At 46.1% G+C, this 14467-nt stretch carries 13 protein-coding genes and 1 pseudogene; 12 read left to right on the top strand and 2 right to left on the bottom strand.

The genetic code is table 11. The features are described from left to right. Positions 1 to 5: 5 nt before the first annotated feature. The 8 genes from argB to J2Z20_RS07425 all read left to right on the top strand — a co-directional run bounded on the left by argB (position 6) and on the right by J2Z20_RS07425 (position 8179). Complete coding sequence (argB, locus tag J2Z20_RS07460; protein ID WP_209847570.1) at positions 6 to 803, top strand: acetylglutamate kinase; 798 nt, start codon at positions 6 to 8, stop codon at positions 801 to 803. 35 nt (positions 804 to 838) lie between these two features. Continuing rightward, positions 839 to 2026 carry an acetylornithine transaminase gene (locus J2Z20_RS07455; protein ID WP_209847568.1) on the top strand — a complete coding sequence of 396 codons (1188 nt, stop codon included), beginning with the start codon at positions 839 to 841 and terminating at the stop codon, positions 2024 to 2026. Continuing rightward, positions 2023 to 2979, top strand: a complete 957-nt coding sequence (gene argF / locus J2Z20_RS07450) for an ornithine carbamoyltransferase (RefSeq protein ID WP_209847565.1) — start codon at positions 2023 to 2025, stop codon at positions 2977 to 2979. The genes J2Z20_RS07455 and argF overlap by 4 nt, the downstream gene beginning before the upstream one ends. A 75-nt stretch (positions 2980 to 3054) precedes the next feature. Then, complete coding sequence (locus J2Z20_RS07445; protein ID WP_209847560.1) at positions 3055 to 4290, top strand: argininosuccinate synthase; 1236 nt, start codon at positions 3055 to 3057, stop codon at positions 4288 to 4290. A 35-nt stretch (positions 4291 to 4325) separates the two neighbouring features. Continuing rightward, positions 4326 to 5741: an argininosuccinate lyase gene (argH, locus tag J2Z20_RS07440; RefSeq protein WP_209847557.1), complete on the top strand. Its 1416-nt coding sequence runs from the start codon at positions 4326 to 4328 to the stop codon at positions 5739 to 5741. 300 nt (positions 5742 to 6041) lie between these two features. Next, a complete protein-coding gene (locus tag J2Z20_RS07435; RefSeq protein WP_209847554.1) occupies positions 6042 to 6677 on the top strand; it encodes a YhbD family protein in 636 nt (211 codons plus the stop codon). 4 nt (positions 6678 to 6681) lie between these two features. After that, a complete protein-coding gene (locus tag J2Z20_RS07430; RefSeq protein WP_209847551.1) occupies positions 6682 to 7410 on the top strand; it encodes a polymer-forming cytoskeletal protein in 729 nt (242 codons plus the stop codon). 28 nt (positions 7411 to 7438) lie between these two features. After that, complete coding sequence (locus J2Z20_RS07425; protein WP_209847548.1) at positions 7439 to 8179, top strand: hypothetical protein; 741 nt, start codon at positions 7439 to 7441, stop codon at positions 8177 to 8179. A 16-nt stretch (positions 8180 to 8195) separates the two neighbouring features. Here J2Z20_RS07425 and J2Z20_RS17960 read toward each other — a convergent pair. Beyond that, positions 8196 to 8372 (bottom strand): annotated as a pseudogene (locus J2Z20_RS17960) (type II toxin-antitoxin system death-on-curing family toxin); the annotation flags it as partial. Between the two features lie 11 nt (positions 8373 to 8383). After that, positions 8384 to 9823: a VanW family protein gene (locus J2Z20_RS07415; protein ID WP_209847545.1), complete on the bottom strand. Its 1440-nt coding sequence runs from the start codon at positions 9821 to 9823 to the stop codon at positions 8384 to 8386. 199 nt (positions 9824 to 10022) lie between these two features. Here J2Z20_RS07415 and ftsE point away from each other — a divergent pair, with 199 nt between their 5' ends. The 4 genes from ftsE to J2Z20_RS07395 all read left to right on the top strand — a co-directional run bounded on the left by ftsE (position 10023) and on the right by J2Z20_RS07395 (position 14449). Next, positions 10023 to 10709, top strand: a complete 687-nt coding sequence (gene ftsE, locus J2Z20_RS07410; RefSeq protein WP_209847543.1) for a cell division ATP-binding protein FtsE — start codon at positions 10023 to 10025, stop codon at positions 10707 to 10709. After that, positions 10699 to 11613 (top strand): permease-like cell division protein FtsX, encoded by a 915-nt coding sequence (gene ftsX / locus J2Z20_RS07405; protein WP_209847540.1) that lies wholly within the window; start codon positions 10699 to 10701, stop codon positions 11611 to 11613. Before ftsE ends, ftsX begins: the two co-directional genes overlap by 11 nt. A 12-nt stretch (positions 11614 to 11625) precedes the next feature. Beyond that, entirely contained in the window at positions 11626 to 12879 is a 1254-nt protein-coding gene (locus J2Z20_RS07400) for a murein hydrolase activator EnvC family protein (protein WP_209847537.1), read from the top strand. A 100-nt stretch (positions 12880 to 12979) separates the two neighbouring features. Further along, positions 12980 to 14449, top strand: a complete 1470-nt coding sequence (locus J2Z20_RS07395) for a S41 family peptidase (RefSeq protein ID WP_209848193.1) — start codon at positions 12980 to 12982, stop codon at positions 14447 to 14449. The last annotated feature ends 18 nt before the right edge of the window (positions 14450 to 14467 follow it).

The following is a 14467-nucleotide window of genomic DNA, read 5'->3' as shown; positions in this document are numbered from 1 at the left end:
AGGCGATGGCAGCAGCTAATCAAACCTTTGTTATGAAGTGCGGCGGCAGTACACTTGCTGCGTTGCCGGATTCTTTTTTCGAAGATTTAAAGCAGATTCAAGAGAGCGGAGTGCAGCCCGTTATTGTACATGGCGGGGGTCCTGCGATCTCTGATAACTTAGCGAAGCTCGGAATCGAAACGGAATTTGTGAATGGACTTCGCAAAACAACCGAACCGGTACTCGATGTCGTTGAGATGGTGCTGGCTGGCAGCATCAACAAAGAAATTATTCGTAAAATTCAGAGCAGCGGCGGCAAAGCGCTCGGTCTGTCTGGTGTTGACGGTCTGCTTATTCAAGCGAAACCTGTGGTGAACAGCGATGAAGTAGGCTGGGTAGGCGACGTTACCTATGTAGAATCGTCTATTGTTGAGGGCGTGCTTAGGCTTGGGTATATGCCTGTTATTGCACCGATCGGAATCGATGCTTCAGGACAGCGATATAACATTAATGCCGATACGGCGGCAGGGGCAGTCGCTTCGCATCTCGGCGTACAGCGCATGATTGTTGTGACGGATGTCCCTGGAATTATGAAGAAGGTTCAAGGTGAGAAGCGGGTTCTGCCTTCGGTGAGTGTGCAAGAAATAGAACATATGATTGAGTCCGGCGAAATTTATGGCGGGATGATTCCGAAGGTGCGAGCAGCGATTAACTGTATTCAAGGCAACGTGCAGGAGGTTGTGATCGTCGATGGCAGCGAACCGCAAGTGCTGAGTCGTGTGTTAAATGGTGAACGCATCGGAACCAAAATTGTACGGATGTAATCATAAATAGATTTGATAAAAGGAGTGGAGTAACGATGGCAAGTTCATTATTTCCTACATACGCTAGATATCCAATCAGTCTTGTGAAAGGGCAGGGCAGCTGGCTGTGGGATGACCAAGGCAACCGGTATTTAGATTTCATGTGCGGACTTGCGGTAACGAATCTTGGCCATTCGCCGGAGAAGGTCAAAGAGAAGCTGAAAGCGCAAATCGATGAACTGTGGCATGTGTCGAATCTTTTTCACATTCCGAACCAGGAAGTGGCGGCACGTCTGCTCACAGACAACAGCTGTGCGGACGCAGTCTTCTTCTGTAACAGTGGAGCGGAAGCGAATGAAGCGGCTATTAAGCTTGCTCGCCGTTACCACCAGAAGGTGAAAGGAACTGACCGTTATGAAATCATTACGTTCACGCAGTCTTTCCACGGCAGAACACTGGCTACGCTAACAGCGACAGGTCAACAGAAGGTGAAGGAGGGCTTCCTTCCTCTTCCAGCTGGATTTACAAGCGTACCGCTGCATGACTTGCCTGCTCTCGAGGCGGCAATTAGTGATCATACCGCTGCCATTATGCTCGAGATCATCCAGGCAGAAGGCGGTGTATACATCGCAGATGAGCAGTTTGTGCAAGATGTCGCTGCATTATGCCGTAAGTACGGCTTACTCCTTATCATTGATGAAGTGCAAACGGGCATGGGACGGACCGGTAAAATGTTCGCCCATGAGCATTACAACATAGAGCCTGATATTTTTACAGCGGCAAAAGGCATTGCAAGCGGCTTTCCAGCAGGGGCGATGCTCGCCAAAGAGTATCTTCGTGAAGCGTTCACAGCAGGGAGCCACGGATCGACTTTTGGAGGTACACCGCTGGCCACTTCAGCCATGATCGCCACGATTGAGACGATTGTCGAGGATAAGTTGCCTCAGCGTGCCGCTGAAATGGGCGATTACCTAATGGGACAGCTTAAAGAGAAGCTTACTGGACTTTCGTTCGTGAAAGATGTTCGCGGCAAGGGACTAATCGTTGGTATTGAATGTGCCGGACCGGTAGCGGATCTCGTACTCGAAGGACAGAAGAAGGGGCTGCTGTTCGTAACAGCTGGACCGAATGTCATTCGTCTTTTACCAAATCTATTAGTCACAACTGAAGAGATTGATCAAGCGGTAGACATACTCGTTTCGATCATCGAGCAACATACCGCAAAGGAGGAGTCACTCGTATGAGTCCGACATCTTTAGAACCTAAATTTGATCTCAAAGGCAGAGATTTTATAGAATTATCCGACTTTAGCAGCGCAGAAATTCAGTATTTGCTTGATCTCGCTATCGAATTGAAGCGCAAACAAAAAAACGGTGAAGTGTATGAGCCGCTTAAAGGGAAAACCGTTGGACTTATTTTTGAGAAATCATCGACTAGAACGCGCGTTTCGTTTGAAGTTGGCGTATTTCAGCTAGGTGGGCATGCACTCTTTTTAAGTAAAAATGATATTCAGCTCGGCCGCGGCGAGACCATTAGCGATACAGCTCAAGTTCTTTCCCGTTATTTGGACGGCATTATGATTCGTACGTTCGGTCACGAACGGGTTATTGAGCTTGCTCGTTATTCAACTGTTCCCGTTATTAATGGACTTAGCGATTTAGGGCATCCATGCCAAGTGCTTGCTGATTTTCAGACGATTATTGAACATAAAGGCAAGCTGAAGGGACTGAAGCTGGCTTATATCGGGGACGGCAATAACATGGCGCATTCCTTAATGATTGGCGGAGCGAAGATGGGGATGGATGTTACAGTTGCTAGCCCTGAAGGCTACGAGCCGGATCAAGAGATTGTGGCTTATTGCCAGGAGATTGCTAAACAATCTGGAGCGAAAATAACAGTATATCGTGACTCGAAAGAAGCGGCCATGAACGCAGATGTTATTTATACAGACGTCTGGGCGAGCATGGGTTTTGAAGCTGAGCAGAAGGCTCGGGAAATTGCGTTCGCTGACTATCAAGTAAATGAAGCGTTAGTAAAATACGCGAAGCCAGACTACATGTTCCTGCACTGTCTTCCTGCTCATCGTGGTGAAGAAGTAAGTGAAGAGGTTATTGATGGTCCGAATTCCGTTGTTTTTGATGAAGCAGAGAACCGCCTCCATGCACAGAAAGCGATTATGGTTGCATTGATGGGATAAATGATTCATACAATGAACGATTTATAAGTTTAATCAATGAGAGAGAGCGTTCTACATTAGGGGAGGAATTCACATATGGCTAAAGAAAAAATCGTACTCGCTTATTCCGGGGGACTAGATACCTCCGTCATTTTGAAATGGCTCAAGGAAACATATGACGCAGAGATCATCGCGTTTACGGCTGATATCGGACAGAAAGATGAGCTGGACGGACTGGAAGAAAAAGCACTCGCAACGGGAGCTTCGAAAGTATATATCGATGATTTGCGTGCGGAATTTGCACAAGATTTTATTTTCCCAATGTTCCAGTCAGGGGCGCTTTATGAAGGACAATACCTGCTTGGTACGAGTATCGCTCGTCCATTGATTGCGAAGCGGATGGTGGAGATAGCTCGCGCAGAGGGTGCTACAGCGATTGCTCACGGCGCAACGGGGAAAGGGAACGACCAAGTGCGTTTTGAGCTTGCAGCAGCGGCACTCGCACCTGAAATTAAAGTAATCGCGCCTTGGCGTATTGAGGAATTCCGTAATCAATTCCCAGGTCGGGCAGAAATGATCGCATATGCGGAAGAGCATGGTATCCCTGTTAAAGCATCCGCGGCTAAACCATATTCTACGGACCGTAACCTCCTTCATATTAGCTATGAGAGCGGCGTGCTTGAAGATCCTTGGTTCGATCCAAGTGCACCAGAAAATAAAGATATGTATCTGCTCAGCGTATCCCCAGAGGATGCACCGGATCAGGCGGAATATATTGAGCTTGAATTTGAGCAAGGCAACTGCATCGCCCTGAACGGAGAACGTTTAAGTCCGCTGCAAGTGATGGAGAAGCTGAATGAGCTTGGCGGCAAGCACGGGATTGGACGCGTAGACATGGTGGAGAACCGTTTTGTCGGTATGAAGAGCCGCGGTGTGTATGAGACGCCGGGTGGAACGATTCTGTTCACCGCACATCGTAAAATGGAATCACTGACGATGGACCGTGAAGTGATGAATCTCCGTGACAGTCTCATTGCTCGCTACAGCACTTTAGTGTACAACGGCTTCTGGTTCGCGCCAGAACGACTGGCGCTCCAAGCACTTGTAACCGAGAGTCAGAAGAACGTAACGGGTACGGTTCGTCTGAAACTGTACAAAGGCAATATCATTGGAGCGGGTGTGAAGAGTCCTGTCAGCTTATATAATCCGAATATTGCGACGATGGAAGCTGACCCTACACAAGCTTATGATCAAGGCGATGCAACCGGCTTTATTCATCTGAATGCACTCCGTTTAAAAGTAAGCTCAGGCGTAGAACAAAGTCATAAATAAAAGGCAGCATAACCCTGTGAGAGGAGTGGATTCATATGAGTAAGCTTTGGGGAGGACGTTTTACCAAGCAGACGAACCACCTTGTGGAGCAGTATACAGCATCGATCGGTTTTGATAAGCAGCTTGCCGAGGAAGATATTCAAGGCAGTATTGCGCACGTAACGATGCTCGGCAAATGCGGGATTTTGCCCCAAGAGGATGTAGATAGAATTAAAGACGGGCTACTGCTCGTTCTGGGTAGAGTAAAGCGCGGAGAAATCGAGTTTTCGGTATCGGATGAAGATATTCATATGAATATTGAGAAAAATTTAATCGAAGAGATCGGGCCTGTCGGGGGCAAGCTGCACACAGGACGGAGCCGGAATGACCAAGTGGCGACAGATATGCACCTGTATTTGCGCAAACGTGTGGTTGAACTTGTCGGTCTGCTGCACGCTGTGCAGGAGGCGCTGATCGGACAAGCGAAGGATAACTTGGATACGATTGTTCCAGGCTACACCCATCTGCAGCGTGCACAGCCAATTCTGTTCGCGCATCATTTGCTCGCCTATGTATCGATGTTCCAGAGAGACATTGAACGTCTGATGGACAGCTACAAACGGATCAACGTGCTGCCGCTCGGTGCAGGGGCATTAGCAGGCACGACGTTCCCGATTGATCGTCATTTTGTTGCGAAGCAGCTCCATTTTGACAGGGTATATGAGAACAGTTTGGATGCGGTAAGTGACCGCGACTTTATTGTCGAATTTCTATCGGACGCAGCGATCATTATGATGCATCTCTCACGCCTTAGTGAAGAACTTGTTCTATGGAGCAGCACAGAGTTCAATTTTATTGAGCTTGACGATGCGTTCTGTACAGGCAGCAGCATTATGCCGCAGAAGAAAAATCCAGATGTTCCAGAGCTTGTACGCGGCAAAACAGGCCGTGTCTACGGAAATCTCATGGGACTGTTAACAGTGCTCAAATCACTGCCGCTGGCATACAACAAAGACATGCAGGAAGATAAGGAAGGCATGTTCGATACTGTAGCTACGTTGCAAGGCGCTCTGCAATTGTTCGCGCCGATGATCGCTACGATGAAAGTGAACAAAGGACGCATGAGAGAAGCAGTCAATAAGGATTTCTCCAATGCAACTGATATTGCCGACTTCCTTGCAAGCAAAGGACTGCCTTTCCGCCAAGCGCATGAGGTCATCGGTAAGACGGTGCTGTACTGCATACAGAACGGTAAGTACTTGCTCGACATAACGTTGGATGAGTTCAAGCAGTTCTCGCCGCTGTTCGATGAGAGCATCTACCAAGTGCTTCAGCCAGAGACGGTTGTGAATGCTCGGGGCGTATACGGCGGAACGGCTACAGAGCAGGTTAAGGCAGCCATTTCTCGCGCAGAGGCAAACCTGCAGTCCACCGAAGCTTGGTATAAGGAATATGATCTGAAGAGTAAATAATTTAACATAAACGCGGAAAGGCTGCCAGCTTGAATGGCAGCCTTTCTGTGCTAACGGGCAGGATAGCTATCAACTTTGTTTACTTTTATGGAAGCGAGGAGAAAGCTCTATTGGTGTTAGTAATATGGAGGAAGAATGGAGAGCACTAGTATAAATAAAAGAAATACCCACGAAACTCCGCGCCCAATATGGGTTAGCGGAGTATTTTTATATTTTAGGCGATTCACCTAATGTTATTTCTTTACAACGTAACAATGTTATGTTACACTCGATTCAGAGAAGAGGGGAGTGACTTATGTCGTGTCGGATGAACTCATTTCGAAGAAAGAATTGCTAGAACTGACGGGCATTTCATATGGTCAATTATACAGATGGAAAAGAAAGAACTTGATTCCTGAAGAGTGGTTTGTCCGCAAATCGTCTTTTACCGGTCAAGAGACGTTCTTTCCGAAAGAAAAAATGCTTACGCGTATCGACAAAATACTGAACATGAAAGATGACTTATCGTTAGATGAGTTGGCAGATGTCTTTTCCCCAAACCCTGGAGAAATAACATTGCAGCGTCAAAGTATATTAGAACGTAACATTGTTTCGAAGTTAACCTTTGAGTTATACATGCAGCATCATGAGCCTAGCGATTGGTTTTCTTTTGACCAAATTTTATGTATGTATGTGCTTGAGACGATGCTGAAGAACGGGAGCATTACACAGGTTGAAGGGGAAATATTAATTCAGACGATGGAAGATCATTATGGCGCTTTTGCCGGAACGGACTGTGAACTAGCGTTGATCCGTAAGATGGGAGTTCCAATGTTTGCGTTGTTACCTGCAAGCTGTGAGGTGCATTTTGATCGAGATGTGAAATGGGTTTCTCGGATCTCACTGTCTCAGTGTATCCAGGAATTGAAATTAAAAATTGGTGAAAGCGAGGGATAGGAAGATGGCGCAGCAGCAAAATGCAAGATATGACATGCACATTTCCGGCGTGGGGAAGGCTGCAGGAGGACAATACGGGAATATGCAAATAGACGGCATGGGCAAAGTGAATGGAGATATCGACTGCTTAGCCTGTGAAGTGAACGGAACCTCCCATTTCTATGGTGCGGTTATTGCAGAATCAATTCGCATTAGCGGAACGGGAACGGTGGACGGAGAGGCTAAAGCGGGCAGCATACTTGTTGAAGGCTTTTCCACTTTTAAAAAGGATGTTAGCTGCAAATCGATCGCGGTAAATGGCAGAGGAGTGCTTGAAGGCAACCTGACAGCGGAGACGGTGGAGATCGGCGGCAGTGCTAAAATTAAAGGCGATTTAGAGAGCGAAACGATTAGAGTGCAAGGCGGTTTCTCGATCGGCGGTTTTCTAAATGCGGGTGAACTCGATATTACGCTGCAACATGTTTCTCAGGCTAAAGATATCGGCGTGGAGAAGATTACGGTAAAAAAAGGCGGACGGAGACGCTTCTTCGAGCAAATCACCCCAGTTCTTGCTTCGCGATTAGAAGCGAATGTCATTGAAGGCGATGAAATTTATTTGGAATACACGCATGCGAACACGGTTCGCGGAAACCGAGTGACGATTGGTCCTGGTTGCCGGATTAAACTTGTGGAATATAAAGAAGAGTTTAAGCAAGATCCAAGTTCTCAAGTGAAAAAAGCCCAGCAAGTATAAACGGTCAAATCATAAAGGAGAAGGAAGGATGGCTATGTCACCAAATAGCAGTGCGGCAAATTTGCAAAATTTGTCCATAACAGGCTCAGGTAACTCTCGGGGCGGTTCATTCCGCAAACTGAAAATAACAGGTGAAGGCAGAGTGGATGGCGATGTCGGCTGTGAACAGTTTCGCAGCACAGGTTCAGCCTTAATTCATGGAGCATTGCAATCTCAAGATTTTCGCAGCTATGGCTCCGTTACGGTAGAAGAAGGGGTCAAATGCGAGAAAATACGCGTGCTTGGTCAGGGAGAGTTTGGCGGAGATGTATCAGCTGACAACATGACGGTATATGGTGAGGCGCGCATTAAGGGCCGGCTCTCTGGTGAACAGGTAAAATGGGTCGGGCAATTACATGTTGGCGGGAACTGTGAGGCTGAGAAGGTCATTGTTCGCGGAACTGCCCAAGCAGGAGGCATTCTTAGTGGATTCAAGACGGAAATCAAGCTTTACGGGCCTAGTAAAGTGAATGAAATCGGCGGAGGAATTGTTCGAATTAAACGAAGCTTTCGTTCCATCATTCGGAGTTTATTAGGCCGAGAATCTGTCGATATGTTAACTGCCGAAGTCATTGAGGGGGATCATGTCGTCCTCGAAAATACAACTGCCGATATTGTGCGCGGCAAAAATGTATACATCGGTCCCGGCTGCCATATCCGGCTCGTCGAGTACACCCACAAGTTCCAGCAGTCTCGTAGCTCTAAGGTGATTGAATCTGTGAAGGTGTGAAAGAGTGCTTCTGAATGAGGAAAATAGGAAGCGCAGTGAAAGCAGTTCGCTTGTTCGCGTTTTGGAAGGGATGATTCTGTCCCAGAGATTCGAACAATGCGGCTGCTTTCTCAAATATTGCGGGATATGCATCTTCTTCAAGAGCTGACGATCTAGGGCGTAAAACTGCAGATTCCAACAAACTTTTGCTTTTGTTTGCCCCGATCAAAACACAGGCCCTTCGATCCCGTCCTCTAAAATGGATTTCTGATCGGATTTGGAGGGAGCGGGTGAGGATTTCTCTGAATCGGTTACACCTACGGCGATTAGGGAAGGTTGTGCTCTATAAGTATCGTGAGAAATGCGTTTCTTCTCCGTAACTTTGCCATCGACTCTTTTTATTTGATACGTGTCTACCACATATCCAGGTTTTCCGCCTTGAAGTACTTGCCGCGTTCCCGCAGCTAAAGACGGATTTTGCACGTATTTGTCCGGAGCGGTTAAAATTTCAACAACATGGGATTCAATCGTGTAAGTTACATTGCGCGGCAGTGTGCCGAACAGTTTGACCGTCAGCTTACGATTGTTAACGGCACTTTGAATGAGCAATGATTTGCCTGTGTTGTTCTTGAAACGAAAATTAATAACCCCTTCGGCAAACGTAGCATCTTGGCCTTTAGGCAAATAGCTGACAGGAAGCGAGTGATTGCGGCGCTCTACAATCTCAAGTCCTGTGCGAATAGCTGCGTTATATAACGTGCTGGACACCTGACAAATGCCGCCGCCAATGCCAGGCACAAGTTTTCCATTTAGAATGACAGGAGCTTCTCGAAATCCATATTTTTTATCAGCCGCAGCAATCACTTCCGCATAATTGAATATCTCGCCTGGTTTTAGAATCATCCCATCGACGATTTTTGCTGCCGAGCTAACGTTATACACTCTGCCCTCTCCGCTTGTATACAGGTCGGTCGTGAACTGAATCATTTTCCGCTCAATACCTTCGGCTTTCAGGCTGTTCACCGTAATCGCAGGTCTTTTTATAATGAGCGGGAGTGTGATTTGCAGCGATTGTTCCTCTTTGTTCGCAGTGAAATCACTTGGCAGCATAGCTTCGATCTGCTGGGACAGAAGAGTCCAATCAATCCGATAAACATTTTTCTCGGGAATGTACTCGATCGTATCCGATTTCGTAATATTGCGAACTGCATTGACGGGGACACCGAACGTTTCTTTCTCCCACTGCCCATTTAATTTATTTTTTAACCGCGTATCATCCCATTTCGTATGTAAATTCCACTGTTCATGAAAGGAATAACGTGCTTTTATCCGGTCGATCATATTCCCCGCGGTCAGCTGTTTGAGTGCGGTCTGCAGTTCATCAGCAGAGTAACTGACGCCAATTTCCTTGAGGCTGTATGTAAAGCTGAATTGTTCCGGCTGCTCAGAAATGAACTTAACCTTCCGCTCCTCCAGTATATTTATGCGTCCCTCCAGTTGCTGAAGCGCATCCTGTATCTTCATTCCACCTAGAGTCCAATTTTCCAGCATGACCCCTTTAGGCACAGTATCCTGATTGCTGTATTGATAGCCCAAGCCAAGCAGTGCTGCAACGCCTGCAATGAATGCTGAAATTGCGATGAGTGCTCCGTTAATTCTCTTCACTAGTTCTCACCCTTTATGTGTTTTTTAGATGCGACTATTCAATTTCCATATATATGTAAGAAGTCCAAGGAACTTTCGAAAAGGTAACAAATTTGTTACAATAGAAAACAGAATGGTGAAATTGCTCACGTTTTAAAGGAATTGGATGGATGATGTCGAAGTGCTTTAGAGGCTAATTATGTAATTGGGAAGTGATTTTGTGATTGAAATGCAAGATGTATGGAAGACGTATCCTAATGGAACGCACGCGTTACAAGGAGTAACTGTGAAAATTGACCGTAACGAGTTCGTATATGTTGTCGGACCGTCCGGTGCAGGGAAATCGACATTCATGAAGCTCATTTATCGGGAAGAGGTTCCTACGAAAGGACAAATTTCGGTAAATGGATTTAATATCGGTAAGCTGAAGCATCGTAAAATCCCTTACGTTCGGCGTAATATCGGCGTTATTTTCCAAGATTTCAGACTGCTTCCGAAGCTGACTGCTTACGAAAATGTAGCTTTTGCGATGGAAGTGATTGAAGCTCCAAAACGTCTCATTAAGAAGCGCGTGATGGAGGTGCTTGATCTCGTAGGCCTTAAAAATAAAGCCAACAGCGAACCGTCGCAATTGTCTGGCGGTGAACAGCAACGGGTTGCGATCGCGCGCGCGATTGTGAATAATCCCTCTGTTATTATTGCGGACGAGCCTACGGGTAACTTGGACCCTGAAACATCATGGGGCATTATGCAACTCCTCGATGAAATTAATTTCCGTGGTACAACCATCGTGATGGCTACCCACAACAAAGATATCGTGAACACGATGCGCAAACGCGTTATTGCTATTGAACAAGGCAACATCGTTCGCGATCAGGTGAGAGGGGAGTACGGTTATGAATTTTAGTACCCTCTTACGGCATTTTCGGGAAGGAACGAAAAATGTATTCCGCAATGGTTGGATGTCGGTAGCATCGATAACTTCCATCATTGTTTCGCTCTTCATTCTAGGTGTATTTATATTGGTCGTGCTTAATGTGAACAAGTTTGCCGATCAGGCAGACAGTCAGGTGCAAATTAGCGTTTATTTAAAATTGGATGTCAATGAGAAGGCAAGAGAGACACTGCAGAATGAAATCGGTATGATGCCGGAGGTTAGTAAAGTAACCTTCATACCTAAGGAACAAGGCCTAGAGGAATTTCGGAAAAAGCTTGGACCGGATGGGAAAGACCTGTTAGACGGTTATCAGAAGGGTGACAACCCATTGCCTGACAAGCTCAAAATTGAAGTCAAAGAACCAACCACTGTTCCGGCACTCGCTGCGAAGATTGAACAGCTTAACAATTCACATGCTGACAAGCCTATCCTCAAAGTGAACTATGGAAAAGGCACCGTTGAGACGCTCTTTAAAATCACTAAAATGATTCGCAATGTTGGACTTATTTTCGTAGCTGGACTTGGCATTATGTCGATGTTCCTTATTTCGAATACGATTCGCGTTACGATTCTAGCGCGCCGTCGTGAAATTAGCATTATGAAATTGGTTGGTGCGACGAACCAGTTCATCCGCTGGCCATTTTTTATTGAAGGTGCATTGATCGGTCTGATCGGTTCACTCGTGACGGTCGGCATTATTTTATTCGGTTACAATCAAATTGAGGTATGGGCAGGTTCCAGACTTGGAGTCATGTTCAAGTTAGTATCTCTGAATGATATATGGTTGTTGTTAAGCGGTCTGCTTGTCGGATTAGGACTGCTCATTGGTATTTGGGGCAGCACCGTATCCATTCGCAAGTTTTTGAAAGTATAGGGGGAACGAAAGTTGAAAAAATTGACGACTGCACTAGCATGTTGTGTACTAGCAGCAGCGATATTCCAACCATCCAATTCCTTTGCCGCGAAAAGAACAATCAGTCAAATTGACCAAGAGTTGAAGCAGCTTCATGAACAGGCCAGACAGGCGCAACAGCAGCAGCAACATGCTGCAAATCAAAAGCAAGAAGCTCAGCATTATAAAAATAAAACACAGCAATACTTACAATCCGTTACACAGGAAATTAGTACCGTGAGTCAACAATTGGCGAAGATCTCAATGGAAATTGATGATACCGAATCAAATTTGCGTAAAACCGCTGAGGCTCTAGATGCGGCGAACGATCGGATTGCTCATCGCAAAGGGCTGTTGGACTCTCGTGTACGGCTGATGTATACCGATGGATTTGTTTCATACTTAGATGTGCTGATGTCAGCAACGAGTTTCGCTGACTTCCTGGAACGGGTCGATTCTCTGAAAGCGATTGTGCATCAAGATCAAGTCATTCTCGCTGAGAACAAACGGGACAAAGAACTTGTAGTTGCGAAGAAGAAAGATCTTGAGAAAGATTATGCTAAGGCGAAAGATTTATATGCAGAGGCTGAATCACGCAGAAGTGAGCTGCAGGCGAAGGAAGAAGAGAAGCAGCAGCTTATCGCAAGCTATGATGCTAAAATTGTTGAGTCAGATGATGCTAGTGAAGAACAAGATCAACTTCTCGTTCAAATCGCACAGAAGTCATCTCAGCTTCAACAAGAGAAGAATAAACTAAAAGCAGAAGAAGTGTACAGATATAATCAATCGAAGAAGAAAAAGAAAAGAACGAGCAGCTCCAGCGGGTCCAGTGGGTCAAGCAGTTTTTCGGGCGGCAACGGCGAATTCGGGATGCCTGTACCGAACGGAACTCGGATCTCATCTCCGTTTGGATACCGTATACATCCAATAACGGGGGAGAGAAAATTACACAAAGGTGTTGACTTTGCAGTACCAATCGGTACGGAAGTCCATGCGGCAGAAGACGGTGTTGTTATTGTCGCTGATTGGTGGAGCGGTTATGGAAATTGCGTGATCATCGATCATGGTAACGGAGTATGGTCGCTTTATGGCCACCTCAGCAGTTATAAGGTGGAAAAAGGAGATCAAGTGAAGCGCGGCGATGTCGTTGCCTTGTCTGGTAACACAGGCGGATCCACAGGACCGCATTTGCACTTCGAAGTTCGTGTTAATGGTACAGCTGTAGATCCAATGCCATACTTGCGTTAGCACTTATTTTATGGTAAATATTCCGTACAAGCTAAACATATAATATGATGGTTATATGCAGCAGATGTCAGCTGGAATTGAAGGACGGTGGAATCGAGAGATGTTTAAAGGACGTACAGTGTTGTTCCTGCTTATGATTACGATGCTGGGAAGTATTTTGCTGACGATGACCTTAACCGGGCAGTTTAGCTTTGCAAGCGGAGCGCAAGGTCAAGGGATTTTGGCGAGCAGTGACAGCAGCGGCCTTAATCAGGACGAAATGAACAAAATCAATACGGCAGTTCAATTGATTCAAAGTCATTATTTTAAAGATGTTGATCGTCAGAAATTAGTAGATGGAGCCATCAACGGTATGATGGAATCTCTGGATGATCCTTTCTCCTCTTATATGGGTAAGGAAACGGCCCAGCAATTTTCTGAAAGCATCGAAGGTTCCTTCACGGGTATCGGAGCCGAGGTTTCCATGGAATCTGGAAATGTTGTCGTCGTCTCTCCGATTAAAGGTTCACCTGCTGAGAAGGCAGGCATTAAGGCCAAAGACGTCATTTTGTCTGTTAATGGCGTGTCGCTGCAAGGACTGGACTTAAACGCAGCAGTTGCGAAAATTCGCGGGCCGAAAGGTACAACCGCGAAAGTTAAGATCAAGCGCTCTGGCAACCCAGAACCGCTCGAATTTAGCATTGTTCGTGATGATATCGATATGGAAACGGTCAATGCGCACATGGAGAAGAACGGGATCGGTGTTATTGAAATTACTCAGTTCTCCGTGAATACAGCGGATCGTTTCAAAGAGGAACTTGCGAAGCTTGAGAAGCAAAATATGAAGGGGCTCGTCATTGACGTCCGCAACAATCCTGGCGGCGTATTGTCCGTCGTCATTGATATTGCTGAGCAGTTTGTTCCTAAAGGAAAGAACATCGTTCAAGTGGAAGACAAGTCGAGCAAACGTGAGAAAAGCGTGTCCAGCGGCACAGGCAAACCGTACCCAATTACAGTGCTGACGAACCAAGGCAGCGCGAGCGCATCGGAGATTTTGGCCGGGGCACTTAAAGAATCGGCTGGCGCTAAGCTCATTGGGGAGAAAACGTACGGTAAAGGTACAGTCCAGTCCAGCTATGACAAGCAATTTAATGATGGCAGCTTGCTCAAAATTACAATTGCGAAATGGCTGACACCTAACGGCGAATGGATTCATAAAAAAGGGATCGAACCGGATATTAAAGTACATCAACCGGATTACTTCTCCGTTTCACCGATTAATAAAGACAAAACTCCGCTGAAATATGATATGACCAGCGATGATGTGAAGAGTGCACAAATAATGTTAGACGGTCTTGGATTTAAGCCGGGACGTAAAGACGGATATTTCGATAAAGGTACCGTGAATGCTGTGAAGCAGTTCCAGAAGAAACAAGGCCTTCCTGTGAACGGTACAGTAGATAAGAAAACAGCAGAGGCTTTGGAGACTGCGTTAATCAAACACATTCGCGATCCACAATATGATACGCAAATGAAGCAAGCAATTAAAATATTGACGCAGGAAATTGCAGCATCTGCGTCGAAGAAATAAAGAAGGCTAAAGGCCTTC

Source organism: Paenibacillus sediminis (assembly GCF_017873765.1).
Classification (GTDB): Bacteria; Bacillota; Bacilli; order Paenibacillales; family Paenibacillaceae; genus Paenibacillus_AG; species Paenibacillus_AG sediminis.
Note: the sequence above shows the minus strand (reverse complement) of the source record. Positions and strands in the feature narration are given on the sequence as shown.

What these genes read in the sequence shown, in the direction of transcription:
- J2Z20_RS07430 (WP_209847551.1), top strand. Translation starts at nt 6,682, where the DNA reads ATGGCGCAGCAGCAAAATGCAAGATATGACATGCACATTTCCGGCGTG.
- argF (WP_209847565.1), top strand. Translation starts at nt 2,023, where the DNA reads ATGAGTCCGACATCTTTAGAACCTAAATTTGATCTCAAAGGCAGAGAT.
- ftsX (WP_209847540.1), top strand. Translation starts at nt 10,699, where the DNA reads ATGAATTTTAGTACCCTCTTACGGCATTTTCGGGAAGGAACGAAAAAT.
- argB (WP_209847570.1), top strand. Translation starts at nt 6, where the DNA reads ATGGCAGCAGCTAATCAAACCTTTGTTATGAAGTGCGGCGGCAGTACA.
- J2Z20_RS07445 (WP_209847560.1), top strand. Translation starts at nt 3,055, where the DNA reads ATGGCTAAAGAAAAAATCGTACTCGCTTATTCCGGGGGACTAGATACC.
- argH (WP_209847557.1), top strand. Translation starts at nt 4,326, where the DNA reads ATGAGTAAGCTTTGGGGAGGACGTTTTACCAAGCAGACGAACCACCTT.
- J2Z20_RS07425 (WP_209847548.1), top strand. Translation starts at nt 7,439, where the DNA reads ATGGCTATGTCACCAAATAGCAGTGCGGCAAATTTGCAAAATTTGTCC.
- J2Z20_RS07455 (WP_209847568.1), top strand. Translation starts at nt 839, where the DNA reads ATGGCAAGTTCATTATTTCCTACATACGCTAGATATCCAATCAGTCTT.
- J2Z20_RS07395 (WP_209848193.1), top strand. Translation starts at nt 12,980, where the DNA reads ATGTTTAAAGGACGTACAGTGTTGTTCCTGCTTATGATTACGATGCTG.